General features: G+C 67.8%; 23 protein-coding genes and 1 pseudogene. 16 read left to right on the top strand and 8 right to left on the bottom strand.

The genetic code is table 11. The features are described from left to right. On the top strand, positions 1-2,316 hold a 2,316-nt coding region (locus ACIBH1_RS35450; protein WP_397318388.1), incomplete at its 5' end, for a transglycosylase domain-containing protein. Further along, complete coding sequence (locus ACIBH1_RS35455; protein ID WP_397318389.1) at positions 2,313-3,629, top strand: glycosyltransferase family 87 protein; 1,317 nt, start codon at positions 2,313-2,315, stop codon at positions 3,627-3,629. The genes ACIBH1_RS35450 and ACIBH1_RS35455, both read left to right, overlap by 4 nt. Before the next feature lie 67 nt (positions 3,630-3,696). Here ACIBH1_RS35455 and ACIBH1_RS35460 read toward each other — a convergent pair whose 3' ends face one another. After that, positions 3,697-4,440: a deoxyribonuclease IV gene (locus ACIBH1_RS35460; protein WP_397318390.1), complete on the bottom strand. Its 744-nt coding sequence runs from the start codon at positions 4,438-4,440 to the stop codon at positions 3,697-3,699. Between the two features lie 77 nt (positions 4,441-4,517). Here ACIBH1_RS35460 and ACIBH1_RS35465 point away from each other — a divergent pair, with 77 nt between their 5' ends. Beyond that, on the top strand, positions 4,518-4,697 hold the full coding sequence (locus ACIBH1_RS35465) for a hypothetical protein (RefSeq protein WP_397318391.1): 180 nt from the start codon (positions 4,518-4,520) through the stop codon (positions 4,695-4,697). Positions 4,698-4,706: 9 nt separating this feature from the next. On the opposite strand, the gene ACIBH1_RS35470 is transcribed toward ACIBH1_RS35465, so the two are convergent. Continuing rightward, positions 4,707-5,003, bottom strand: coding sequence for a hypothetical protein (locus ACIBH1_RS35470; RefSeq protein WP_397318392.1), 297 nt, complete (start codon positions 5,001-5,003; stop codon positions 4,707-4,709). A gap of 183 nt (positions 5,004-5,186) precedes the next feature. Here ACIBH1_RS35470 and rpsF point away from each other — a divergent pair, with 183 nt between their 5' ends. From rpsF to rplI, 4 genes are all read left to right on the top strand, one after another. Next, complete coding sequence (gene rpsF / locus ACIBH1_RS35475) at positions 5,187-5,477, top strand: 30S ribosomal protein S6 (protein WP_181610610.1); 291 nt, start codon at positions 5,187-5,189, stop codon at positions 5,475-5,477. Between the two features lie 68 nt (positions 5,478-5,545). Then, entirely contained in the window at positions 5,546-6,115 is a 570-nt protein-coding gene (locus ACIBH1_RS35480; protein ID WP_181610611.1) for a single-stranded DNA-binding protein, read from the top strand. A 60-nt stretch (positions 6,116-6,175) separates the two neighbouring features. After that, the gene (gene rpsR, locus ACIBH1_RS35485) at positions 6,176-6,412 is read left to right on the top strand and encodes a 30S ribosomal protein S18 (protein WP_084955402.1); all 237 of its coding nucleotides are present in this window, start codon (positions 6,176-6,178) and stop codon (positions 6,410-6,412) included. Positions 6,413-6,427: 15 nt separating this feature from the next. Beyond that, positions 6,428-6,874 (top strand): 50S ribosomal protein L9, encoded by a 447-nt coding sequence (gene rplI, locus ACIBH1_RS35490; RefSeq protein ID WP_397318393.1) that lies wholly within the window; start codon positions 6,428-6,430, stop codon positions 6,872-6,874. A 514-nt stretch (positions 6,875-7,388) separates the two neighbouring features. Here rplI and ACIBH1_RS35495 read toward each other — a convergent pair. Next, positions 7,389-7,922, bottom strand: a complete 534-nt coding sequence (locus tag ACIBH1_RS35495; protein ID WP_397318624.1) for a carboxymuconolactone decarboxylase family protein — start codon at positions 7,920-7,922, stop codon at positions 7,389-7,391. A gap of 78 nt (positions 7,923-8,000) precedes the next feature. Between ACIBH1_RS35495 and ACIBH1_RS35500 the strand changes: the two are divergent. Continuing rightward, positions 8,001-8,357 (top strand): annotated as a pseudogene (locus ACIBH1_RS35500) (sigma factor); the annotation flags it as partial. 496 nt (positions 8,358-8,853) lie between these two features. On the opposite strand, the gene ACIBH1_RS35505 reads toward ACIBH1_RS35500, so the two are convergent. After that, the gene (locus ACIBH1_RS35505) at positions 8,854-10,032 is read right to left on the bottom strand and encodes an MFS transporter (RefSeq protein ID WP_397318394.1); all 1,179 of its coding nucleotides are present in this window, start codon (positions 10,030-10,032) and stop codon (positions 8,854-8,856) included. A 146-nt stretch (positions 10,033-10,178) separates the two neighbouring features. Between ACIBH1_RS35505 and ACIBH1_RS35510 the strand changes: the two genes are divergently transcribed. Genes ACIBH1_RS35510 through ACIBH1_RS35520 form a run of 3 tightly spaced genes read left to right on the top strand, consistent with a single transcriptional unit; the run spans position 10,179 to position 12,667 of the window. Then, positions 10,179-11,069, top strand: coding sequence for an ABC transporter substrate-binding protein (locus ACIBH1_RS35510; protein WP_397318395.1), 891 nt, complete (start codon positions 10,179-10,181; stop codon positions 11,067-11,069). Positions 11,070-11,090: 21 nt separating this feature from the next. Then, complete coding sequence (locus ACIBH1_RS35515; protein WP_397318396.1) at positions 11,091-11,927, top strand: amino acid ABC transporter permease; 837 nt, start codon at positions 11,091-11,093, stop codon at positions 11,925-11,927. Continuing rightward, positions 11,924-12,667: an amino acid ABC transporter ATP-binding protein gene (locus tag ACIBH1_RS35520; protein ID WP_397318397.1), complete on the top strand. Its 744-nt coding sequence runs from the start codon at positions 11,924-11,926 to the stop codon at positions 12,665-12,667. The genes ACIBH1_RS35515 and ACIBH1_RS35520 overlap by 4 nt, the downstream gene beginning before the upstream one ends. A 6-nt stretch (positions 12,668-12,673) precedes the next feature. Here the strand turns inward: ACIBH1_RS35520 and ACIBH1_RS35525 are convergent, their stop codons facing one another. Then, the gene (locus tag ACIBH1_RS35525; RefSeq protein WP_397318398.1) at positions 12,674-14,110 is read right to left on the bottom strand and encodes an APC family permease; all 1,437 of its coding nucleotides are present in this window, start codon (positions 14,108-14,110) and stop codon (positions 12,674-12,676) included. An 80-nt stretch (positions 14,111-14,190) separates the two neighbouring features. Then, positions 14,191-15,486, bottom strand: a complete 1,296-nt coding sequence (locus ACIBH1_RS35530) for an MATE family efflux transporter (RefSeq protein WP_397318399.1) — start codon at positions 15,484-15,486, stop codon at positions 14,191-14,193. 258 nt (positions 15,487-15,744) lie between these two features. Between ACIBH1_RS35530 and dnaB the strand changes: the two genes are divergently transcribed. The 5 genes from dnaB to ACIBH1_RS35555 all read left to right on the top strand — a co-directional run bounded on the left by dnaB (position 15,745) and on the right by ACIBH1_RS35555 (position 22,348). Beyond that, positions 15,745-17,103 (top strand): replicative DNA helicase, encoded by a 1,359-nt coding sequence (gene dnaB / locus ACIBH1_RS35535; protein ID WP_397318400.1) that lies wholly within the window; start codon positions 15,745-15,747, stop codon positions 17,101-17,103. Positions 17,104-17,201: 98 nt separating this feature from the next. Beyond that, positions 17,202-20,747, top strand: a complete 3,546-nt coding sequence (dnaE, locus tag ACIBH1_RS35540; protein WP_397318401.1) for a DNA polymerase III subunit alpha — start codon at positions 17,202-17,204, stop codon at positions 20,745-20,747. 21 nt (positions 20,748-20,768) lie between these two features. Next, positions 20,769-21,470 (top strand): HAD family hydrolase, encoded by a 702-nt coding sequence (locus ACIBH1_RS35545; RefSeq protein ID WP_397318402.1) that lies wholly within the window; start codon positions 20,769-20,771, stop codon positions 21,468-21,470. A 16-nt stretch (positions 21,471-21,486) separates the two neighbouring features. Then, positions 21,487-21,882: a hypothetical protein gene (locus ACIBH1_RS35550; RefSeq protein ID WP_397318403.1), complete on the top strand. Its 396-nt coding sequence runs from the start codon at positions 21,487-21,489 to the stop codon at positions 21,880-21,882. 22 nt (positions 21,883-21,904) lie between these two features. Then, complete coding sequence (locus ACIBH1_RS35555; protein WP_397318404.1) at positions 21,905-22,348, top strand: universal stress protein; 444 nt, start codon at positions 21,905-21,907, stop codon at positions 22,346-22,348. On the opposite strand, the gene soxR is transcribed toward ACIBH1_RS35555, so the two are convergent. Beyond that, entirely contained in the window at positions 22,329-22,802 is a 474-nt protein-coding gene (gene soxR, locus ACIBH1_RS35560) for a redox-sensitive transcriptional activator SoxR (protein ID WP_397318405.1), read from the bottom strand. The two genes, ACIBH1_RS35555 and soxR, sit on opposite strands and share 20 nt — an antisense overlap. Further along, positions 22,802-23,518, bottom strand: a complete 717-nt coding sequence (locus tag ACIBH1_RS35565; RefSeq protein WP_397318406.1) for a metallophosphoesterase — start codon at positions 23,516-23,518, stop codon at positions 22,802-22,804. Before ACIBH1_RS35565 ends, soxR begins: the two co-directional genes overlap by 1 nt.

The raw sequence follows: 23,518 nt of genomic DNA on the forward strand, positions 1-23,518 counted from the left end.
CCCGGTGGGCCCGGCGGCCCTCCTCCCACGCGCAGGGGCCGCGACGACGACGGTCCCTCCAAGCCCGAGAAGGCGCGGTGGCGGCGGTTCCTGCCGAGCTGGAAGATCGTCATGGCGGGCGGCGTCATCCTGGTGGCCGGCCTGTTCGGCATGATCGCGGTGGGCTACGCCAACACCCCGGTGCCGGAGAACTACAAGGAGTCGGCGACCGCGCAGGGCAGCATCATCTACTACAACGACGGCAAGACGCCGATCGCCGAGCTGGGGGAGAAGCGGCGCATCGTCCCCTTCTCTGACATCCCCAAGCACCTGCAGGACGCCGTCATCGCCGCGGAGAACCGTGAGTTCTGGGAGGACTCCGGCATCTCCTTCAGCGGCCTGGCCCGCTCGGTGTGGATGACCGCCACCGGACAGCAGATCCAGGGCGCCTCGACCATCACCCAGCAGATGGCGCGTGGGTACTACGAGGGCATCGGCACGGAGGTCTCGCCCAGCCGCAAGATCAAGGAGATCTTCGTCGCGGTCAAGCTCAACAAGAGCAAGCCCAAGGAGTGGATCCTCGAGCAGTACCTGAACACGATCTACTTCGGTCGCGGCGCCAGCGGTGTCGAGGCGGCGGCGAAGGCGTACTTCAACACGAGCGCCAAGGAACTGACCGTGCCGGAGGCCGCCTACCTGGCCGGGCGCATCCAGAACCCCTCGCGCTTCGACGAGGCCGAGGCCAAGGACAACATGGCGCTCACCAAGGAGCGTTTCAACTACGTGATCGGCGGCCTGCAGACCATCGACGCGGCCAAGTACGGCGAGTTCAAGGGCGCCAAGTTCGAGGACCTGAAGTTCGCGTCCTTCAAGCCGAAGGAGGCCTACACCGGGCTCAAGGGCTACATGCTCAACATCGTCGAGCGCGAGCTGGAGTCCAAGTACGGCATCAGCGAGGAAGCGCTCCGGTCGCGCGGTCTGAAGGTCGTCACCACCTTCGACAAGCAGCTCATGATCGAGGCCAAGCGGGTCGTCGACGCGCGCACCCGCACCTTCGGGCCTACCGTGCACGCCACGGTGGCCTCGGTGAACCCGAAGAACGGCCGCGTGGTCGCCTTCTTCAGCGGCGACGACTACACGAAGAACTACACCAACCGGGCCTTCGACACGGTCAAGCAGGCCGCGTCCGCCTTCAAGCCGTACGTCCTGGCCGCCTGGCTGGAGCAGGGCTGGTCCCTCGACAGCTACATCGAGGGCATGAAGACCTACAAGGCTCCGGGCACCAAGGACATCAGCAACGCCGGCAACAGCGCCTATGGCTCGATCAACCTCGCCACCGCCACGGCGAAGTCCGTCAACACGGTCTTCGTGCAGATGGGCGAGAAGGTCGGCATGGACAAGGTCGCAGAGATCGCCAAGAGCGCCGGAGTCGGCGAGCGGGCGCAGTCCGCTTACAGCAAGGGCATCGACTGGGCCGTCGGCGAGCACAACTACGCCGTGACCATCGGCAGCGCCTCGGTCACGGCCGTGGAGCAGGCGGCGGGCTACTCCATCTTCGCCAACGGCGGCAAGTACACCCCGTGGCACACGGTCATCTCAATCACCACCTTCGACGGCACGAAGGTCGGCGAGGAGAGCAAGGCCTCCAGGACGGTCCTCACCGAGGGCGTGGCCGCCGACGCGACCTACGCGCTGCAGCAGGTCGTCAAGGCCGGTACCGGCGGCGCCGCCAACATCGGCCGCCCGGTGGCGGGCAAGACCGGTACGAACAACGAGTCCAAGGACGCCTGGTTCGTCGGCTTCACTCCGCAGCTCTCGACCGCTGTCGGCATGTACAAGGAAATGCCGTTCACTACGAACTGCAAGAAGGAACTGAAGTACGACAAGTACGGCAACCCGCTCATCCACAAGAAGAACCCCAAGTACGAGGTCTGCTGGAGGGAAGTGTCGCTGCCCGGCGCCATCGGCGGTGGCGGCCTGCCCACGCAGATCTGGCACGACTTCATGGCCGCCGCCATGGACGGCAGGAAGGTCGAGGACTTCCCCGCCAAGGCCGGCACCGGCGTGCCGAACAACCTGGCGCCCAAGCCCGAGCCCAAGCCCGAGAAGACCGAGGACCCCTTCGGCGACGACGGGAGCATGGACAACTGCGTGCTCGGCATCTGCACCGAGGACGACGGCGTGCCTGAGTACGGCGACGGTGGCGACGGCGGCGAATTCGATGAGGGTGGCGGCGACGCCACGAACGAAGATCCGTCCACAATGGGTGGCCAGACCGTGCCATCGCCACCCGCCGGAGCCGCGAGTGTGCCCGAATCGACCCGTGAGGACGAATGACAACCTCCACGGAGGTGCGCTTCCCGCTCTACACGCGGGCGGTGCCGTACCTGCCCCTGGGGCTCTTCGCAGCCCTGGGGGCGATTCTCGCCTACGTCCAGAAACTGCCCTGCCGTACGGGCGGCTGGAACGCGGGTCAGACGACCTACACGAACTTCTGCTACACCGACATCTTCCCGCTGTACTTCGCGCGGCAGCTCGCCACCCAGAACCCCTACTTCGCCAACGTGCCGCCCGACCAGCACGTGGAGTACCCGGTGGTGCTGGGCGAGGTCATGCAGTTCTTCGCGCTGATCGCGCGCAGGCTGGCGCCCGGTAACGAGTACGAGCAGGGCGTCTGGTTCTACGACCTGACCGTCATCCTGCTGGGCCTGTGCCTGGTGATCGGCGTGCTGCTCATGGCCGCCGTCGCCGGCCCGACGCGGCGCTGGGACGCGCTCTGGTACGCCCTGGCGCCCGGCGTGATCCTGGCCGCCTACATCAACTGGGACCTGATCGCCGGCGCGTTGTCGATGGGCTTCCTGCTCGCGTGGGCCCGCCAGAAGCACGTGCTCGCGGGCGTGCTGCTCGGCCTGGCCATCGCGACCAAGTTCTACCCGCTGATGTTCATCGGCGCGCTGTTCCTGCTGACGGTGCGGACCATGAAGTGGCGGCCGTTCCTGGTGGCGGCCGGCTCGGCGGGCGGCGCGTGGCTGCTGGTCAACCTGCCCTTCATGATCCTGGCCTGGGACGGCTGGCGCCGGTTCTACGCCTTCTCCTCCGAGCGCGGCGTCGACTGGGGCTCGCCCTGGCTGTTCTTCCAGAACAAGGGCTGGCCGGTCCTCGGCACGACAGACGTCAGCATCCTGGGCATGGTCTCGCTGGCCATCCTGTGCCTGGGGATCGCCGTCCTGACGGTCATGGCGCCGCAGCGTCCGCGGCTGGCGCAGATCTGCTTCCTTGCGCTGGCCGCCTTCATGATGACCAACAAGGTCTGGTCACCGCAGTTCGTGTTGTGGCTGGTGCCGTTCGCGGTGCTGGCCCGTCCGAACTGGAAACCGCTGGCGTTGTGGCAGATCGCGGAGATCTGGTACTTCATGGCGATCTGGCTCTACCTGCTCTACCAGGACGAGGCCACCAAGTCGCTGGGCATCGGCGACGACACGTACTTCACGGCCGTGTGGGGACGGATCATCACGATCGGGATCATGATGGCCTTCGTCGTGCGCGACATCCTGCGTCCGGACAAGGACGTCGTACGGCAGGCGGGCATCGATGACCAGGGCGGAGGCGTCTTCGACCGCGCCCCCGACCGGTTCCCCGCGTTCCGATGACGTAAACCTTCCGTCATCCAGAAATGTTATCCACAGGCTGTGGAGTAACAGAGGTTCTTCCGCGGTATCAGAGGTTCTTCCGAAGGAAGGCGATGTCCTCGGCCTGACCCTCGGCGGGCGTCTCGACCACGATCGGGGCGCCTGCCGTACGGCAGACCTCCAGGATCAGCTCGGGGTCGATCTGGCCGTTGCGGAGATTGGCGTGACGGTCGGCCCCCGAGTCGAAGGCGTCACGCGAGTCGTTGCAGTGGATCAGGTCGATGCGGCCCGTGATGGCCTTGACCCGCTCCACCAGGCCGACCAGCTCCTCTCCTCCCGCGTGGGCGTGGCAGGTGTCGAGGCAGAAACCGACGTCGAAGCCGTCGAGGGTCTCCCACAGGCGGGCGATGCTGTCGAGCCTGCGCGCCATGGCGTTGTCGCCGCCGGCGGTGTTCTCGATCAGCACCGGGATGGGCTGCTCCAGGCGCTCGAAGACCTTGCGCCAGTTGTCGAAGCCCTTCTGCGGGTCTTCGTCCTTGCCCAGGTGGCCGCCGTGGACGATCAGGCCCTTGGCTCCGATCTGGGCGGCCGCGTCGAGATGCTGCTGCAGGAGCTTGCGGCTGGGGATGCGGATGCGGTTGTTCGTCGTGGCGACGTTGACCAGGTAGGGCGCATGGACGTAGACGTCGACGCCCTCGACCGGCTTCTCGGGCAGGACAGGCGCCTTGTAGCCCTGCGGGTCGCCGAGGAAGAACTGCACCACCTCGGCGCCGACGGCCTCGGCGTGGGCGGCGGGGTCGTCGTTGTGGACGTGAGCTCCGATGCGCACCATGGCACCGAGCCTATCTGTTTGCCGGGCACGCAAAAGGGAAGTCGGTGTTCGCCCCCTGGCATCCAAGGAGACCCGATATGGCGTACTACCGTCGAGGCATCAGCCTCGTGTTCCTGATCTACATACTGATCGGCATCTACGTGGCCTGGGTGTACGACTACATCACCCCGGCGCTGCTGCGCGAGGTGGCCGAGGCTCTGCTGGCGATCTTCCTCTGGTTCCTCCCCCTGCTGGGAGTCGACCTCAATCTCAGCTAGAGGGGTCCGTCAGAGGAACCCACCACGGGCGATCCCCAGCGTGACGCCGACGAACGCGGCGACGATGCCGATGATGTTGACCGAGCGCTGGGTGGTTGTCTCGGAGACGTACTGGGAGTAGAGGCCGACGCCGAAGCCGAGAGCGCCCGCCCACGACGCGATGATGTGGCCGCCCTCGAAGAAGGTGGCGACGAACGAGACGAGTCCGAGCACCAGCGTGGCGATCGCCAGCCTGCCCTCGATGCTCTTGGCGCCGAGATCGAACTGCTGGCTCTGGCTCTCCGACGGTTGGAAGACGTGCGGCACAGCTGATCACCCCCAATGGGTTTTCCTACTGGCCTTCCCATCGGTTCGCTGCTGGTAACCTGGCAAAGCTGCGTTGTGACCTCCCGCGGGCCGAAAGGGGCCCGGTGCTGGAGAAACGTCAGCGTCCTCCTGCCACGGCACAGGGTCGTGGCCGCAAGAGTCCAGAGGAGGTTGGAGTCCCGTATGCGTCGTTACGAAGTAATGGTCATCCTGGACCCTTCGCTCGATGAGCGCACGGTCGCACCGTCCCTCGACCAGTTCCTCACTGTCGTCCGCACCGACGGCGGCACCGTGGAGAAGGTCGACGTCTGGGGCCGTCGTCGTCTGTCCTACGACATCAACAAGAAGTCCGAGGGCATCTACGCCGTCATCGACCTGACCGCGACCCCGGCCACGGTCAAGGAGCTCGATCGGCAGATGAACCTCAACGAGGCCATCATGCGGACCAAGGTCCTCCGCCCCGAGCTGCACTAACTCCCCGATTTTGTCGGCGGAGAGCCGTACTCTGAGCCATAACCCAGAGACCGCAGGAAGGCAAGGCCATGGCAGCAGGTGACACCGTCATCACCATCGTCGGCAACCTCGTCGACGACCCGGAGCTTCGCTTCACCCCTACCGGGCAAGCCGTGGCCCGGTTCCGCATCGCATCCACTCCGCGGTTCATGGATCGCCAGACCAACGAGTGGAAAGACGGCGAGAGTCTCTTCCTGACCTGCAACGTGTGGCGTCAGGCGGCGGAAAACGTCGCCGAGTCGCTGCAGCGTGGCATGCGGGTCATCGTTCAGGGACGGCTCAAGCAGCGGTCTTACGAGACCAAGGAAGGCGAGAAGCGCACCGTCTACGAGGTCGAGGTCGACGAGGTCGGCCCGTCCCTTCGTAACGCGACCGCCAAGGTCAACCGCAGCTCCCGTCAGGGTGGCGGCGGTGGCGGCGGCGGTTTCGGTGGCGGTCCCGCCGACGACCCGTGGGCCTCTGCCTCGCCCGCCCCGTCCCAGGGCGGCGGCGGTTACGGCGGCGGTGGCGGCTACGGCGGAGGCGGTGGCGGCCAGCAGCAGGGTGGTGGCGGCGGCTTCGGCGGCGGCAACGACTTCAGCGACGAGCCTCCCTTCTAATTCCACAGTCCATTTCGGCCCATTCCCGCTTCACGGCGGGGCTCTGAAAGGAGCACCACGATGGCTAAGCCGGCACTGCGCAAGCCCAAGAAGAAGGTTTGCCTGTTCTGCCACGAGAAGATCTCCTACGTCGACTACAAGGACACGGCGCTGCTGCGGAAGTTCATCTCCGACCGCGGCAAGATCCGTGCGCGCCGGGTGACGGGCAACTGCACCCAGCACCAGCGCGACGTGGCCACCGCGATCAAGAATGCCCGTGAGGTGGCTCTGCTGCCTTACACGAGCACCGCGCGCTAAGGGAGGTTTCTCGAAATGAAGCTCATCCTCACCACCGAGGTCTCCGGCCTCGGCGCCCCCGGTGACGTCGTTGAGGTCAAGGACGGCTACGGCCGTAACTTCCTCCTGCCCCGCGGCTTCGCGATCCTGTGGACGCGCGGCGGCGAGAAGCAGATCGACTCGATCAAGAAGGCTCGCGACGCCCGCGAGATCCGCGACCTCGGCACCGCCAAGGAAGTCGCCGGCCAGCTCGGCGGCCTCCGGGTCAAGCTGACCACCCGCGCGGGCGACGCTGGTCGCCTCTTCGGCTCCGTCACCACCGGTGACATCGCCGACGCGGTCAAGAAGGCCGGCGGGCCGCTGCTCGACCGTCGCCGGATCGAGATCGTCAACCCGATCAAGAGCGTCGGCAGCCACCGGGTCAGCGTCAAGCTGCACCCTGAGGTTTCTGCCAACCTCGACGTCGAGGTTGTCGCCGGCTGACACCGGCACCTGCTTTGACAGGCCCCCGTCCGAGCATTCGGGCGGGGGTTTGTGCTTCCCGCCGGAAGGCTTGGGCCTCCCAAGATCGCGCGCTTCGCGCTGGGCGGGTCGGGCTGTGCTGCGTGGGGGGCCGAGCCCCCCACACCCCCTGCCGAGGCTGCCGCCCCGGGCCCCGCATGGTTGCCGTTGTTGGTGAGGGGGAGTGTTGCCTTGGCCGAGGCCGTTGATTGAGGGGTGGCGAGGGGGCTCAACCGCCGACGGGCGCGAGGTGCCGGAGGTGGTGCGAGGCGCTCGTGCGGTGCTGCGAGGCGCTCGTGCGGTGGTGCGATGTGAGCGCTCTTGGGAGGCGTTCCGACGCGAGGCGACCCTGGCGGAGGGCCGGGGCGGGACGAGGCATCCTCCTCCGCCGGACTGACCGTGAGCGACGGCACTACCGAAGTCGGGAGCCCCGACACGCCGCCTGTCATTCCTTGAAGACCATCCTCCCGGTGGAGCGACCGCTCCCCCGCTCAGCTCACCAGGTCTTCCCCGCCTGCTCCCGGATCGTGTGGTTGATCCGGTTGAAGAAGTTCGTCAAAGCGATCTCCAAAATGACCGCATTCAACTCCCCCTCCGAAAGCACCCCCGCCACCCCCTCCCAGATCTCGTCCGTCACCCCAGGCGCCCCGTCCTGGATCCTGGTGGCCGCCTCGGTCAGGGCGAGTGCCGCCCGTTCCTCGTCCGTGAAGAACGGCGTCTCCCTCCATGCGGCCACGCTGTGTAGCCGTTGGTCCGTCTCGCCGTCGCGCTTGCCCGCCTGCACCGACGCGAAGACGCACGGGCTGCAGCCGTTGATCTGGCTGGTGCGGAGGTGGACGAGTGTCAGCAGGCGGCTGTCGACGCCCGCTGAGGCGATCACCTTGTAGAGCTGCTGGATCGCCTGGGTGACCTCGGGACTGCCCGAGCTCTTGAGTCGTGCTTGCATCGTTGCTGCTCCCTCATCGGTTACGTGTGCCCGTCCGGGCTCGTCATCCTCATGACGGAGCAGAATCGAGGAAGGTAACACCATGTCCGACACCACACCCGCTGATGTGCTGGCCGAGGCGTTCGCGCGCAGCGTGAGCGGTTGCGGGCGGTCGCCTATCGGGTGCTGGGGTCGTATGCGGACGCCGACGACGTGGTGCAGGAGGCGTGGTTGCGGCTCGCGCGTCAGGATGCGGAGACGATCGGCAATCTCGCCGGCTGGTTGACCACGGTGGTGGGGCGGATCAGCCTGGACGTCCTGCGGTCGCGGCAGATTCGGCCGGAAGCCTCCCTGGACGAGCGGCTGCCTGAGCTTGTGGTGACGTTCGACGACGGGGTCGCGCCTGAGGATGACGTGGCGCTGGCTGATTCGGTCGCGGTCGCGTTGCTGGTCGTTCTGGATTCGCTGGGGCCGGGGGAGCGGCTGGCGTTCGTGTTGCACGACATGTTCGCGGTGCCGTTCGAGGAGATCGGGCGGATTCTTGGCAGGTCGGGTGATGCGGCGAAGATGCTGGCCAGCCGGGCTCGGCGGAAGGTGCAGGCGGCTGAGCGGCCGGCGGGTGCGCGGCGGGAGCAGCGGGCTGTGGTGCGGGCGTTTCTGAAGGCGGCGCGGTTCGGGGATTTCGAGGGGCTGTTGCAGGTGCTCGATCCTGAGGTGCGGTTGAGCGACGACACGGGGGAGGGGGTCGTCGTCACGCTGGGGGCTACTCAGGTCGCTGCCGGGGTGCGCATGCCGAGCGAGCCGGGCGCGCGTGGGCGTGCGGTGCTGGTCAACGGGGGGCCTGGGTTCATGGCTTGGCGGGGGGATGGGTCTGCGCTGTCGCTGCTGGCGTTCACGGTGGCCGGGGGGGCGGATCGTGGAGATCTCGGTGGTGTCGGATCCGGGGAAGCTGGCGCTGATCGACCTGCCGAGTCCAGCTTGAGACCCCGCCCAAGCTGGGACGCGGAAGGCTGCACGAGCCCGGAGACGGAAGGCTTCACGCCCGGGCTCTCAGCCCCTTCACCACCCCCACCACCGGCCCCACGGCCAGCACCACCGCCAGCACCGCATACCCACCGGAAAGCCCCACCACCGTCGCAACCCCGGCCACCACCAACGGCCCCCCAGCGTCCCCCAGTTCCCGCCCCAGCTCCGCCGCCCCCATCGTCTGACCCATCCGCTCGTCCGGCGTCCGGGCGGCCAGCGCCGCGAACCCCAGCGGCGTGATCAACCCGGTCCCCACCCCGATCAACACGGCCGCGGCGAGCATCCCCACCACCCCGGGCAGCGCCGCGCACCCCAGCCCCGCGGCCGTGATCGCCAGCCCCCACAACATCCCCGCGCGCACGGACAACCGCCCAGCGTCCAGGGCACGCCCGGCCCTGGGCTGAACGACGGCGGCGCAGGCCGCGAGGACGGACACCGCTGCGCCGGTGGCGACGGTGCCCAGCCCGGCGACACTCCCGGACACGGGCAGGAACCCGACCCCGACCGACAGCGCGGCGGTGGCGCCGGCGAGGGCGGCGGTGGGCAGCAGGAAGGCGGGGTCGGCCAGCCGCCTGGCCAGGTCGAGCACCGTCTGCCTGGCCTTGGGCAGCGGTGGTACGGCGGGTACGGCCAGGGCCGCCCAGATGCAGACCGCGACGCCGAGGAACGCCAGCACCGCGAACAGCAGCCGCAGCCCGCCCGCCCACACCAGGACGCCGCCGAGCAGGGGGCCGAGGGTGTAGCCGATCGACTTGTAGAAGCCGTAGCTGCCGAAGGCCCGGCCCAGCTTGGCGGCGGGGTTGAGGCGGGCGACCAGCGCGGAGGCCGACGGGGAGAAGGCGGAGGCGGCGGCGCCCTGGCCGAGGCGGGCGGCCCACAACCAGCCGGGGCTGTCGGCGATGACGTACGCGAGGGAGGCGAGGGCGAAGGCGATCAGGCCGCCGAGCAGGACGGGGCGCGCGCCGATGCGGTCGGCGAGGGTTCCGAACAGCGGTTTGAGCAGCACTTCTGCGCCGTCGTAGAGGGCGAGCAGGCCGCCGAGGACGAGGAGTGAGGTGACGGCGTCGTCGGAGAAGCCGCCGAGGTTGGCGGCGATGCCGTGCGCGCCGAAGGCGGTGGTGAAGCCCGCGGCGTACAGGGGCCACATCTGGTGGGGGACCGTGGCCTGGGTGCCGCCTGCCTGGGTCATCGAGCTCCTCTGCCTGGTGTCATCAAGGCCATGACCCCCAAACCCAACCAATCTGAGTTACAGCAGGTCAACCCACCCCCTCCCGAATGATTCCCTATCCAGTTGCCGTAGAATGCGCCCAGTTCCCTCGCTAGTACTCCGGAGGCATGATCATGGCCCGTCCCTCGCTGCTGCTCGCGACCGGCGCACTCGCGCTGGCGGCCGTGGCCTGTGCCCCCGCCGACAACACCACGAGTTCCACCACCGCCGCCTCGCCCGCCGGCAGCGCGAGCGCTCCCGCCACGGCCTGCACCAAGGAGCAGCTCAAGCTGATCACCCCGGGCACGCTGACGATCGGCACCGACAAGCCCGCCTACGAGCCGTGGTTCAAGGACGACGACCCCACCAACGGCCAGGGGTTCGAGAGCGCGGTCGCCTACGCCGTCGCCGGCGAGCTGGGTTTCGACCGCAGCGAGGTCAAGTGGGAGACGGTCAAGTTCGACACCGCCTTCGCGCCGGGCCCGAAGAAGTTCGACTTCGACATCAACCAGGTCTCCATCAGCCCCGAGCGGGCCAAGGCGGTCGACTTCAGCAACGGCTACTACACCGTCAAGCAGGCGGTCGTCGCGATCAAGGGCGGTAAGTTCGCCGCGGCGAAGTCGCTGGCCGAGCTCAAGGACGCCAAGATCGGCGTGCAGGTCGGCACCACCTCGCTGGAGGCCGTCACCAGCGTGATCCAGCCGGGTGCGCAGCCGCGCGTCTACAACGACCAGATCGACGCGGTGAACGCCCTGAAGAACAAGCAGGTCGACGCGATCGTCGTGGACCTGCCGACCGCGTTCTACGTGACCGCGGCGCAGGTCGAGAACTCCGCGATCGTCGGCCAGTTCAGCGCGACGGGCAGCACGCCGGAGGAGTTCGGCCTGGTGATGGAGAAGGGCAACACGTTGAAGAGCTGCGTCGACAAGGCCGTCGACGCGCTCAAGAGCAAGGGCGAGCTCGACAAGATCGAGCAGGAGTGGCTGAGCGCCGCCGCGGGCGCGCCCGAACTCCAGTAGCAGAGGGCGAAGAGCGCGCACGTGAGCTACGTCAAGAGCGAGCGCCAGGCCGAGCGCGAGAAGATCCGCAAGTCGCGGACCCTCCGCTCGGCCTCCACAGCCACGATCTCGACGATCATCTTCCTGGTCCTCGTCGTCTACGTCGTGACCAACGCCCCCGGCTGGCAGCGGGTCGAGGAGACGTTCTTCAGCTGGGAGAACTTCACCAAGGCCCTCCCTGACGTGGCCGAGGGCTTCCTGATCAACATCAAGATCTTCTTGATCGCCGAACCGTTGATCCTGATCGTCGGTCTCCTGGTGGCGCTGGTCAGGGGCCTGAAGTCGCCGGTCTTCTTCCCCTTGCGCGCCCTGGCGATCGCCTACACCGACCTCTTCCGCGGCATCCCCACCCTGCTCCTGGTCCTGCTCATCGGTTTCGGCCTGCCCGCGCTGAACCTCCAGGGCACCCCCAACGACCCGGTGACGCTGGGCATCATCGCGCTGACGTTGTCGTACGGCGCCTACGTGGCCGAGGTGTTCAGGTCGGGCATCGAGTCGGTCCACCCGAGCCAGGTGGCCGCCGCGCGGAGCCTCGGCCTGCCGTACGGCAAGACGATGCGGTTCGTGGTTCTCCCGCAGGCGGTCAGGCGGGTGATCCCGCCCCTGCTGAACGACTTCGTCGCCCTGCAGAAGGAGACCTCGCTGGTCGCCACGATCGGCGTGGTCGAGGCGGTCAGGCAGGCGCAGATCCACGTCGCCAAGACCTTCAACTACACCCCCTACCTGGTCGCGGCGCTGCTGTTCGTGCTGCTGACCATCCCGATGGCCAGGTTCACCGACTACCTGGCGGCCAGATCGCAGCGGAGGCGGGGGGCATGAACGTCCTGACCATCGAGGGCCTGTGGAAGGGCTACCGGGGCCGCCACGTGCTGAAGGGCATCGATCTGGAGGTGGCCCCGCACGAGGTGGTCTGCCTGATCGGCGCCTCGGGGTCCGGCAAGTCGACGCTGCTGCGATGCGTCAACCTGCTGGAAGAGGTCGACGACGGCACGATCCACCTGGAGGGCGTGGAGATCACCGACCCCCGGGCGAACGCCGACGACGTGCGCAAGCGGCTCGGCATCGTCTTCCAGGCGTTCAACCTGTTCCCGCACATGTCGGTGCTCGACAACATCACGCTCGCCCCGCGCCAGGTGCACAAGGTGCCGCGCGCGCAGGCCGAGCAGCAGGCGCGCGACCTGCTGGAGAGGTTCGGGCTGGGCGATCGGGCGACCGCCTATCCCGACCAGCTCTCCGGCGGCCAGCAGCAGCGCGTGGCGATCATCCGCGCGGTGGCGACGCAGCCGAAGCTGCTGCTCCTCGACGAGGTCACCTCGGCGCTGGACCCGGAGCTGGTCGTGGAGGTGCTCGGCGTCATCAAGGAGCTCAAGAGCGCCGGCATGACGATGGTCATGACTACCCACGAGATGGGCTTCTGCCGGGAGATCGCCGACACCGTCTGCTTCCTCGACAACGGCGTGCTGATCGAGAAGGGGCCGCCTTCGCAGATCTTCACCGACCCGCGGGAGCCGCGCACCCGCGAGTTCCTGCGCAGCGTCATGGAATCGGGCCGCTTCTGAGAAGGACTAGCGCCGGTGCCGCCCTCCCTTCGGAGGAGCCGCGGCAAGGAGGCTGTGCCGCCTGCCGTACAGCAAGTAGACGAGCAGTCCGAAGGCCATCCACAACGCGAACCACCCCCAGGTCAGCACCTTGAGGTTCAGCATCAGCCACAACGTCGCCAGCATCGAGAGCGCGGGTACGGCAGGCGTCAGGGGCACGCTGAAGCCGCGCGGCAGGTCAGGGCGGCTGCGCCGCAGCACCACCACGCCCGCCGCGACGAACAGGAACGCGAAGAGGGTCCCCATCACCACCAGTTCCTCGAGCGTGAGCACGGGAACGAGCACCGCCACCAGTGTCGTGATCACGCCGAGCACCACGGTGGTGCGCGCGGGGGAGTGGAAACGCCGGCTGATCCGCGCCAGCCCGGATGGCAGCAGCCCGTCGCGCGCCATTGAGAACAGCACCCGCGTCTGGCCGACGAGCAGCACCAGGATCACCGTCGTGAGCCCGAGTATCGCGCCGACGTCGATCACGTGCACCATCCACCCCTGACCGACCTGGGTGAAGGCGCTGGCCAGCGGCGCGTCGGGCGAGATGGCCGTGTAGGGCGCCATGCCCACCATGACGACGGCCACCGCGATGTAGATGACCGTCGCCAGCCCGAGGCTGCGGATCATGCCCTTGGGTACGGCACGCGGCGCGTTGGAGGTCTCCTCGGCGGTCGTGGCCACGATGTCGAAGCCCAGGTAGGCGAAGGCGATCGCGGGAGCGGCCGCGAAGACGCCCAGGTACCCGAAGTTGTGACTCTGCCCGAGCAGCACGTCGATCACGGTGTCGGGCGGCGACGTCGAGGGTTGCGGGTCGGCGACGAAGTCGCCCAGGTTGGCCGGGTCGAAGTGCATGAAGCCCACGACGATCACGGCGAGGATGGCCGCCAGCTTGGCGATCACCATGATCCACAAAGCCCGCAACCCGATGCGCGCGCCCAGGGCGACGACCCCGGTGAGCAGCAGCAGGATCAGGGCGGTGCCGACGTTCTCGTGCACGGGTACGGCGAGCGCGCGCGTGGCGAACATCGACCACACGTGCGCGACCACGGCGGCGGCGAGCAGCATCTCCAGGAGCAGGGCCCAGCCGATGACCCAGGCCCACACCTCACCGAAGATCACATACGTGAACGTGTAAGCGCTTCCCGAGGCGGGGATGGTCGACGACAGTTCGGCGTAACACAGACACGCCAGCATGCAGGCGATGCCCGCGATCATGAAGGAGATGATCACACCGGGCCCGGCGGTGGTGGCCGCCTGGCGTCCGGCGATGCTGAAAATGCCCGCGCCGATCATCACGCCCAGACCGAGGATGACCAGGTCGGCTGGGCGGTAGACCTCCGCCAGCCGGTGCCTGGCCCCGGTGCGTAAACCGGTGGCCTCGGCGGGCGGCAGGCGTCGCAGAATGGTGGTCACGACACACTCCCGGCCATGCTTCGCTTGTGGCTCAGGTGGACAGTGCCTTACCACCAGGCCAACCCACAAGCACGGTCCGGTTACGCCCCCGTAACCAGCCAGGCGCTGCCGTACGCCCTTGTCCCCAGAGCCACCAGGCGCGCCACCATCCACACGCCGAGCGCGCACCACAGCAGCACCAGATCGGGCGCGAACAGGGCCGCGGGCAGGAAGACGATGGTGTTCCAGACACCCGCCCAGGCCAGGTATCTCTGGTCGCCCGCGCCGATCAGCACGCCGTCGAGCACGAAGACGATGCCGCAGATCGGCTGCAGGAGGGCCACCGGCCACAGGACGGCCAGCAGCTCGGCGGTGACCTGCGGGTCGGCGGCGAACAGGCCGGGGATGACCGGCCGGGCCGCGATCACCAGCAGGCCGAGGACCACGCCCGACCACAGGCCCCACTGCACCATGCGCTTGGTGGCCGCCCTCGTCTCGGCGATGTCGCCCGCGCCCAGCGCGCGGCCGGTCAGCGCCTGGCCGGCGATCGCGATGGCGTCGAGGGCGAAGGCCATCAGGGTCCAGATCTGCGAGGCGAGCGCGAACGCGGCCAGCTCGGCCGAGCCCATCCTGGTGGCCACGGCGGTCGCCACGAGCAGCACGATGCGCAGGCAGACGGTCCTGATGAGGAGGGCGATCCCGGCCGTGCCCGCCCTGCGGATGCCGGACAGATCGGGCCTGAGGCCGATCCCCAGCCGCGCGGCGCCCTTGGCCACCGCGACCAGGTAGACCGCTGCCCCGGCGCTCTGCGCGATCACCGTCCCCCACGCGGAACCCGCGATGCCCCAGTCCATCCCCAGCACGAACCAGGCGTTGAGCACCGCGTTGAGCGCGAACGACGCCACCGCGACCACCAGCGGGGTCATCGTGTCCTGCAGCCCCCTGAGCACGCCCGTTCCGGCCAGCACCAGCAGCATGGCGGGAGTGCCGAGCAGGCTGATGCGCAGGTACGTCACCGCCATCTCGCTCTGCTCAGGCGCGGCGCCGAACAGCTCCACCACGGCCGGGGCCAGCGGCCAGCCCACCACGATCAGCGCCACCCCGATGCCCAGCGCCAGCCACATGCCGTCGACGCCGCTGCGCATCGCCTCCCGGTGCCTGCCCGCCCCCGTCTGCCGCGCCACCGACGCCGTCGTGCCGTACGCCAGGAAGACGCACAGGTTGATCAGCGTGGTCAGCACCGCGCCCGCCACCCCGAGCGCGCCGACCGCCGTCGTCCCCAGACCGTGGCCGACGATCGCGTAGTCGGCGACCAGGAACAGCGGCTCGGCGACGAGGGCCCCGAAGGCGGGTACGGCGAGCCGCAGGATCTCTCGATCTCGGGGGGTAATGGGCATCTTCAGATTATGGACCTTACCGGCACCAACTTTCTTTCCTCCACAGGCGGTGGATGACCAGTCCGCAGTTCACCCCCGGTTTTCCACTGACCCCTCCGACTTATCCACAGCCGTCGTCCACAGTCCTCCACAGCGTGTTCCACAGGCCGTCCCCAGCGTTGGACACAACCTTGTCCACAGCCCATGTTGCTGTTGACCTGCAAAGACGTCAGACTGTCAGACCGGTAGGCTAGGCTTTGCTTTCGAAAGGGGGTTCGAATGAGTCTCGAGATTGTGGACGAGCCCGCGGGCCCATCCTTCGAGCGCACACCCCCACACAACATCGAGGCCGAGCAGTCCGTTCTCGGCGGCATGATCCTCTCCAAGGACGCCGTCGCCGACGTCGTCGAGATCATCCGCGCCGAAGACTTCTATCGTCCGGCCCACCAGATGATCTACGAGGTCATCACCGACCTCTACGGCCGCGGCGAGCCCGCCGACGCCGTCACCGTCTTCGGCGAGCTCCAGAAGCGCGGCGAGATGGCCCGCGTCGGCGGCGCCGCCTACCTCCACACCCTCACCGCCGTCGTCCCCACCGCCGCCAACGCGGGCTACTACGCCAAGATCGTCCGCGAGCAGGCCATCCTCCGCCGCCTCATCGAGGCCGGCACCCGCATCGTCTCCTACGGCTACGGCGGCCAGAACGAAGAGGTCGACGACCTCGTCGACCGCGCCCAGGCCGAGATCTACAAGGTCACCGAGCGCCGCACCTCCGAGGACTACCGGCCCCTGTCGGAGATCATGCCCGGCGCCCTCGACGAACTCGAGGCCATCGGCAGCCGCACCGGCCAGATGGTCGGCGTCCCCACCGGCTTCGCCGACCTCGACCAGCTCACCAACGGCCTGCACCCGGGCCAGATGATCGTCGTCGCCGCCCGGCCCGCGATGGGCAAAAGTACCCTAGGACTAGATTTCGCCCGATCTGCGGCGATTAAGAACGGTATGACCACCGTCATCTTCTCGCTGGAAATGTCCCGCAACGAGATCACGATGCGTCTCCTCTCCGCCGAGGCCCGCGTGGCGCTCCACGCCATGCGCTCGGGCATGATGACCGACGACGACTGGACCAGGCTCGCCCGCCGCATGAGCGAGGTCGCCGAGGCCCCGCTGTTCATCGACGACTCGCCCAACATGTCGATGATGGAGATCCGCGCCAAGTGCCGCCGCCTCAAGCAGCGCCACGACCTGCGCTTCGTCATCATCGACTACCTCCAGCTGATGAGCTCGCCGAAGAAGACCGAGAGCCGCCAGAACGAGGTGTCCGAGATCTCTCGTGGCATCAAGCTGCTGGCCAAGGAGCTCGAGGTGCCGGTCATCGCGATGTCGCAGCTGAACCGTGGTCCGGAACAAAGGACCGACAAACGCCCACAAGTGAGCGACCTTCGCGAATCGGGCAGCATCGAGCAGGACGCCGACATGGTCATCCTGCTCCACCGCGAAGACGCCTACGAGAAGGAGTCACCCCGTGCCGGTGAAGCCGACCTGATCGTGGGCAAGCACCGTAACGGCCCCACGGCGACCGTCACCGTCGCCTTCCAGGGCCACTACTCCCGCTTCGTCGACATGGCCCAGCACTAGTAGCAGATTTCCCCCGAGACTCACAGACTCCTCCTGCCCGCCCGGCAGGACTAGCCTCCCAAGGCACGACGGGCCAGAACGGGGAAGGTTGGGGTCAGGTGAGTGATTCATTCGTCCATCTGCACGTGCACACCGAGTACTCAATGCTCGACGGAGCGGCGAAGGTCAAGCCGCTGGTAGGCGAGGCCGCGCGGCTGGAGATGCCGGCGATCGCGATGTCCGATCACGGCAACATGTTCGGCGCCTACGAGTTCTACCACGCCGCCAAGGGCGGCCCGGTGAAGCCGATCATCGGGATCGAGGCGTACGTCGCTCCCGAGAACAGGTTCGTGAAGAAGCCGGTCTTCTGGGGCCAGCGGGCCGAGACCGGCGTGGCCGACGCCGAGGGCGGCAAGGACGTGTCGGGCGGCGGCCGTTTCACGCACATGACGATGTGGGCGAAGGACGCCCGCGGGTTGCGCAACCTGTTCCGGTTGTCGTCGCTGGCCTCCTTCGAGGGCTACTACTCCAAGCCGCGCATGGACAGGGAGTTGATCGCCCAGCACGCCGAGGGGATCGTCGCGACGACGGGGTGTCCTTCAGGGGCGGTGCAGACGCGGATCAGGCTGGGGCAGTACGACGAGGCGGTGAGGGTCGCCGCCGACTACCAGGAGATGTTCGGCAAGGAGAACTATTTCCTGGAGCTGATGGATCACGGCATCGACATCGAGCGCGACGTGCGTGACGATCTGCTGCGCCTGGCCAAGCAGCTCGCCATCCCGCTGCTGGTGACGAACGACTCGCATTACGTCACCGAGGACCAGGCCGACGCCCACGACAGCCTGCTGTGCGTGGGCGTGGGCAAGAACAAGGACGATCCGAACCGGTTCCGGTTCAACGGCTCCGGCTACTACCTCAAGCCGGCGCAGGAGATGCGTTCCCTGTTCTCCGAGTTGCCCGAGGCGTGCGACAACACGCTGCTGGTGGCCGAGATGGTGGGCGACTACGACGACGTGTTCACCTATGTCGACAGGATGCCGCAGTTCCCCGGCGTGCCGGAGGGGGAGACGCAGGAGTCGTGGTTGCGCAAGGAGGTGGTGGAGGGCCTGGAGATGAGGTACGGCTCGCCGGTGCCCGACCATGTGATGGATCGCTACGAGACCGAGATGAAGATCATCGGTCCGATGGGTTTCTCGTCGTACTTCCTCGTGGTCGCCGACATCTGCCGTTATGCCCGTGAGAACGGGATCCCCGTGGGCCCCGGCCGTGGCAGCGCCACCGGCTCGATCGTCGCCTACGCGACGCGCATCACCGAGTTGTGTCCTCTGGAGCACGGCCTGCTGTTCGAGCGGTTCCTCAACCCTGAGCGCATCAGCCCGCCCGACATCGACCTCGACTTCGACGACCGCCAGCGTGACCGCATGGTCCGCTACGTCACCGACAAGTACGGCACCGAGATGACCGCCCAGGTCAACACGTTCGGCACGATCAAGGCGAAGGCCGCCGTCAAGGACGCCTCGCGCATCCTCGGGTACCCGTTCGCGGTCGGCGACAAGATCACCAAGGCGATGCCGCCTGACGTCATGGGCAAGGGCGTGCCGCTGGCCAAGCTGTTCGACGAGGGTCACCCGCGCTACGTCGAGGGCGGGGAGATCCGCTCGCTGTACGACAACGACGTCGATGTGCGCAAGGTCATCGACACCGGGATGGGCATCGAGGGCCTGATCCGCGGCACGGGCGTGCACGCGGCGGCCGTGATCCTGTCGTCGGCGCCGCTGCTCGACCTCATCCCCATGCACATGCGCGACAAGGACAAGGTGGTCATCACCGGGTTCGACTATCCGTCGTGCGAGGAAATGGGCCTGATCAAGATGGACTTCCTGGGTCTGCGGAACCTGGGCATCATCGATCACGCCATGAAGATCATCGAGCAGAACCGCGGCATCAAGCTCGACACCCTGACGATCCCGCTCGACGACGCGACCACCTACCGGCTCATGGCGCGCGGCGACACCCTGGGCGTCTTCCAGCTCGACGGCGGGCCGATGCGCCAGCTGCTGCGGCTCATGGAGCCCACCAGGTTCGAGGACATCGCGGCCGTGCTCGCCCTCTACCGCCCCGGTCCGATGGCGGCCAACGCCCACACCAACTACGCCCACCGCAAGAACGCCCGCCAGGACATCGACCCGATCCACCCCGAGCTGAAGGAGGCGCTCGAACCCATCCTGGGCACCACCTACCACCTGCTGGTCTACCAGGAGCAGATCATGGCCATCGCCCGCGAACTGGCGGGCTACACCCTCGGCGGCGCCGACCTGCTGCGCCGGGCCATGGGCAAGAAGAAGCCCGAGATCCTGGCCAAGGAGTTCGTCAACTTCCAGGCGGGCATGCGCGACAACAAGTTCTCCGACGCGGCGATCCAGGCGTTGTGGGACGTCATGCTGCCCTTCTCGGGCTACGCCTTCAACAAGTCGCACACCGCCGGATACGGGCTGGTCGCCTACTGGACCGCCTATCTCAAGGCCAACTACCCGGCCGAGTACATGGCGGCGCTGCTCACCAGCGTCGGCGACGACAAGGACAAGGCCGCCGTCTACCTGGCCGAGTGCCGCAAGATGGGCATCCAGGTGCTGGCGCCGTGCGTGAATGAGTCGCATCTCGACTTCGTCGCGGTCGGCGACGACACGGTGCGCTTCGGCCTAGGCGCAGTGCGCAACGTGGGGGAGAACGTCGTCGAGGGCATCGTCGCCGGACGCGACAAGGGCGCCTACAACGACTTCAACGACTTCCTCGACAAGGTGCCGCTGGTGGTGTGCAACAAGCGGGTCACCGAATCCCTGATCAAGGCCGGCGGCTTCGACTCGATGCGTCACCCGCGCAAGGGCCTGCTGGCCGTACACGAGCAGGCCGTCGACTCGGTCATCGGCATCAAGAAGAACGAGGCCCACGGCCAGGACTCCTTGTTCGGGGCGGTCGACGAGGTCGAGAGCTCCTTCTCCATCGCGGTGCCGGAGACCGAGTGGGACAAGAAGACCAAGCTCGACTTCGAGCGCGAGATGCTCGGGCTGTACGTCTCCGACCACCCGCTGGCCGGCACCGAGCGGCTGCTGGCGCGCAACCGCGACACCACCATCGCCGACCTGCTGGAGAGCGGCAGGGAGGACCGGGGCGACGTGAAGGTGTGCGGTCTGATCACCAAGGTGGAGCGGCGGGTCAACAAGGCGGGCAACCTGTGGGCGATCGCGACGGTCGAGGACATGGACGCCGCCATCGAGTGCCTGTTCTTCCCCAAGAGCTACGAGCTGTACGCTCCCGAGCTGCGCGGCGACGTGGTGGTCGCGGTGTCGGGGCAGATCAACAACCGCGACGGCGCCATCTCGGTCTTCGCCAACGATCTCACCCCGATCGACGTCTCGGGCATCTCCAGCGACAGCGGGCATCCGGTCACGCTGCAGCTGCGCGAGGAGCGGATCACTCCGCAGCTCGTGGAGGAGCTCAGGCAGGTGCTGATCGCGCACGCGGGTACGGTGCCCGTACGAGTCCAGCTGCGGCGCTTGACGGGCAAAATGGTGCTGCTGGCGTTGCCCGAGTATCCCGTCAGCCCTGAGCCGTCGTTCGTCGCCGACGTCAAGACCCTGCTGGGGCCGCATGCGATCTCCCTGTGAGCCCCCGGCTACCGTGGCCGGGTGACGCTCAAGGGAATCCTGTTCGACATCGACGACACGATCTTCGACTACACCGGCTCTGAACGGCAGCGCGTGCTCAGGCATCTGGCGGACGAAGGGTTGCTCGACCGGTTCGGCACGCCGGAGCACGCGCTGGAGCGGTGGCGGACGATCATGGAGGAGGAGTACGCCAGGTTCCTCGCCGGTGAGCTCGCCTTCGAGGAGCAGCAGCTGCGCCGGGTCGTGAGATTTCTGGACGAGGTGGGCGTCGTCCCGGACGACCCGGCTGCCTGGTTCGCCCGATACGCGGCGGGCAGGGAGGCCTGGTGGGCGCCCTTCCCCGACGCCGCCCCGGTCCTGAAGGAACTGAGCGAGCGGTTCGTCCTGGGCGTGGTGTCGAACTCAGCCCTCGACCACCAGATGCGCAAGCTCAGGGCGATCGGCCTCGTCGACCACTTCGGCGAGGCGATCGTCTGCTCGCAGGAACACGGTTGCGCCAAGCCCGATCCCACGATCTTCCTGGCCGGATGCGCCAGGCTCGGGCTGGAGCCGTACGAGACCGCCTATGTGGGCGACAAGTACGACGTCGATGCGATCGGCGCCCGCGACGCCGGGCTGACGGCCTTCTGGCTGGACCGGAACAAGAGCGCCAGGCCTCCGGAGGACGGCATCCGCGTGATCCATTCGCTCACCGAGTTGCTGGATGTCACATCGCGGCTCTGAGCTCCGTCCATAGGGCATGAGCCGATTCGTCAATGCAGTCGTCGCCCTGGGCGCGTTGTTCTTCCTGGCCGGTGGGGCGTGGGCCTTCCTCTGGCCGCACAGCTTCTACACCACGGTCGCCACCTTCCCGCCGTTCAACCTGCACCTGTTCCACGACGCCGGAGCCTTCCAGCTCGGCATCGGCGCCGCCCTGCTGGCCGCGCTGTTCACCAGGGACGCGCTGCTGGTGGGCCTGGTCGGGGGCGCAGCCGGTGCGGTCGTGCACGCGATCTCGCACGTCGTCGACCGCAACCTGGGCGGCAACCCCAGCGACCCGTGGACGCTCAGCGGCCTGGCGCTGCTGCTGGTGGTGGCGACGGTCCTGCGGGCCAGGAGTGAGCTATCAGACACCGCCAGGCGGAAACAAACCTGATCAATCAGGAGCTGTACTGAGCATGAGTATTTTGATCGCGTATGACGGTTCCAGCGACGCCAAGGCCGCCGTCGAGTTCGCCGCCAAGCACTTCAAGGACGCCCCGGCCGTGGTCGTCTCCGTCTGGGAGCCCCTTCTCGTCCAGCTGAGGCACTACCCGGCCGCGGGCCCCGCGCTCCTGGTCGACGACCCCTCTCCTGAGGCCCAGGCACTGGCCGAGAAGTACGCCCAGGAGGGCGCCGACCTGGCCAGGGCGGCGGGCTTGTCCGAGGTGAGCCATCGGGCGGTGGCCGACACGGAGTCAATCTGGAAGACCATCGTGGAGGTGGCCGACGAGCTCGGCTCCGACGTGATCGTGATCGGCTCGCGCGGTTTGAAGGGCATCCCCTCACTCCTGCTCGGCAGCGTGTCGAACCACGTGTTGCACCACTCGAAGCGGCCGACGCTCATCGTGAAGGGGGATTGAGCCTGGTGTCGATCCGGCGGGCGCCCGGCCCCTGTCCGCCCAGCCAGTCGTGCGGGTTGGCCAGGGCGCAGGAGTTGAGTGACAGGCACCCGCAGCCGATGCAGTCGGTCAGGTTGTCGCGCAGCCGCTGAAGCTGGACGATGCGGTCGTCGAGCTCGGTCTTCCAGGCTGCCGACAGCTTGGCCCAGTCGTCACGGTTGGGCGTGCGCCCGTCGGGGAGCGTCGCCAGGGCCTCCTTGATGGTCGCCAGCGGGATCCCGAGGCGCTGCGAGAGCCGGACGAACGAGACCCTGCGCAGCGTGTCGCGGTGGTAGCGCCGCTGGTTGCCGGCGGTGCGCCTGCTGGAGATCAGCCCCTTGGCCTCGTAGAAGTGCAGCGCGGAGACGGCGACGCCGCTGCGCTCCGCGAGCTGGCCGACGGTCAGCTCCTTGCTGTTCCACGGGACCGTCGACATCACGGGACCGGCCGGAAGTGGGTGACGAGCCTGCCGCCGGTGAAGATGTGCAGGGCGTAGGCGGGGGGCAGGTCGTACGACACGGGGATCTTCGGCGCGTTCTCGAAGGGCGTCAGGCCGGTCGAGATCACTCCGGGCGCGACGACCACGGGACGCCCGGCGAACGTGCCGGTCGCGGCGGTGTGGGCGTGCCCGACCAGCAGGCCGGCGATGTGCGGGTGGCGCTCGACGACCGCGGCGAGCCGGTCGACCGACTGGAGCATGATCTCGTCGACGTACGGGATGCCCAGCTCGATCGGCGGGTGGTGGAAGCCCACGAAGGCGGGGACGTCGGGACGTTCCGACAGCACCTCGTCCAGCCACGACAACGTCGCGTCGCCCAGGTAGCCCTCGTTGCGCCCCGGAATGCTGGAATCGGCCAGCGCGATGGTCACATCGGGCAGCCGCAGGGCCTGGTTGACCGGTCCGAGCACCTTCTCGAACAGCTCGGGCTGGTAGTCGTGGTTGCCGGGACAGATGATCAGCGGGATCTCGGTCTCCAGCAGCGACCGCACCGTCTCGTACTCCTCCAGGAGCGAGTGGTCGGCGATGTCGCCCGTCACGATGATCGCATCGACGGGGAACATCCTGAGCTGGTTCATCACCCGGGTCGTGCGCTCGACGCTGTCCGCGGAGCCCCCGATGTGGATGTCGCTGATATGCGCAATAACCGCCAC

This window comes from Nonomuraea sp. NPDC050663, assembly GCF_044456985.1.
Classification (GTDB): Bacteria; Actinomycetota; Actinomycetes; order Streptosporangiales; family Streptosporangiaceae; genus Nonomuraea.

Coding starts and splice junctions, on each gene's coding strand:
- ACIBH1_RS35510 (WP_397318395.1), top strand. CDS start 10,179: ATGATCATGGCCCGTCCCTCGCTGCTGCTCGCGACCGGCGCACTCGCG.
- rpsF (WP_181610610.1), top strand. CDS start 5,187: ATGCGTCGTTACGAAGTAATGGTCATCCTGGACCCTTCGCTCGATGAG.
- ACIBH1_RS35455 (WP_397318389.1), top strand. CDS start 2,313: ATGACAACCTCCACGGAGGTGCGCTTCCCGCTCTACACGCGGGCGGTG.
- dnaB (WP_397318400.1), top strand. CDS start 15,745: ATGAGTCTCGAGATTGTGGACGAGCCCGCGGGCCCATCCTTCGAGCGC.
- ACIBH1_RS35460 (WP_397318390.1), bottom strand. CDS start 4,440: ATGGTGCGCATCGGAGCTCACGTCCACAACGACGACCCCGCCGCCCAC.
- ACIBH1_RS35465 (WP_397318391.1), top strand. CDS start 4,518: ATGGCGTACTACCGTCGAGGCATCAGCCTCGTGTTCCTGATCTACATA.
- ACIBH1_RS35495 (WP_397318624.1), bottom strand. CDS start 7,922: ATGGTGTTACCTTCCTCGATTCTGCTCCGTCATGAGGATGACGAGCCC.
- ACIBH1_RS35480 (WP_181610611.1), top strand. CDS start 5,546: ATGGCAGCAGGTGACACCGTCATCACCATCGTCGGCAACCTCGTCGAC.
- rplI (WP_397318393.1), top strand. CDS start 6,428: ATGAAGCTCATCCTCACCACCGAGGTCTCCGGCCTCGGCGCCCCCGGT.
- rpsR (WP_084955402.1), top strand. CDS start 6,176: ATGGCTAAGCCGGCACTGCGCAAGCCCAAGAAGAAGGTTTGCCTGTTC.
- ACIBH1_RS35555 (WP_397318404.1), top strand. CDS start 21,905: ATGAGTATTTTGATCGCGTATGACGGTTCCAGCGACGCCAAGGCCGCC.
- ACIBH1_RS35505 (WP_397318394.1), bottom strand. CDS start 10,032: ATGACCCAGGCAGGCGGCACCCAGGCCACGGTCCCCCACCAGATGTGG.
- ACIBH1_RS35550 (WP_397318403.1), top strand. CDS start 21,487: ATGAGCCGATTCGTCAATGCAGTCGTCGCCCTGGGCGCGTTGTTCTTC.
- ACIBH1_RS35520 (WP_397318397.1), top strand. CDS start 11,924: ATGAACGTCCTGACCATCGAGGGCCTGTGGAAGGGCTACCGGGGCCGC.
- soxR (WP_397318405.1), bottom strand. CDS start 22,802: ATGTCGACGGTCCCGTGGAACAGCAAGGAGCTGACCGTCGGCCAGCTC.
- ACIBH1_RS35530 (WP_397318399.1), bottom strand. CDS start 15,486: ATGCCCATTACCCCCCGAGATCGAGAGATCCTGCGGCTCGCCGTACCC.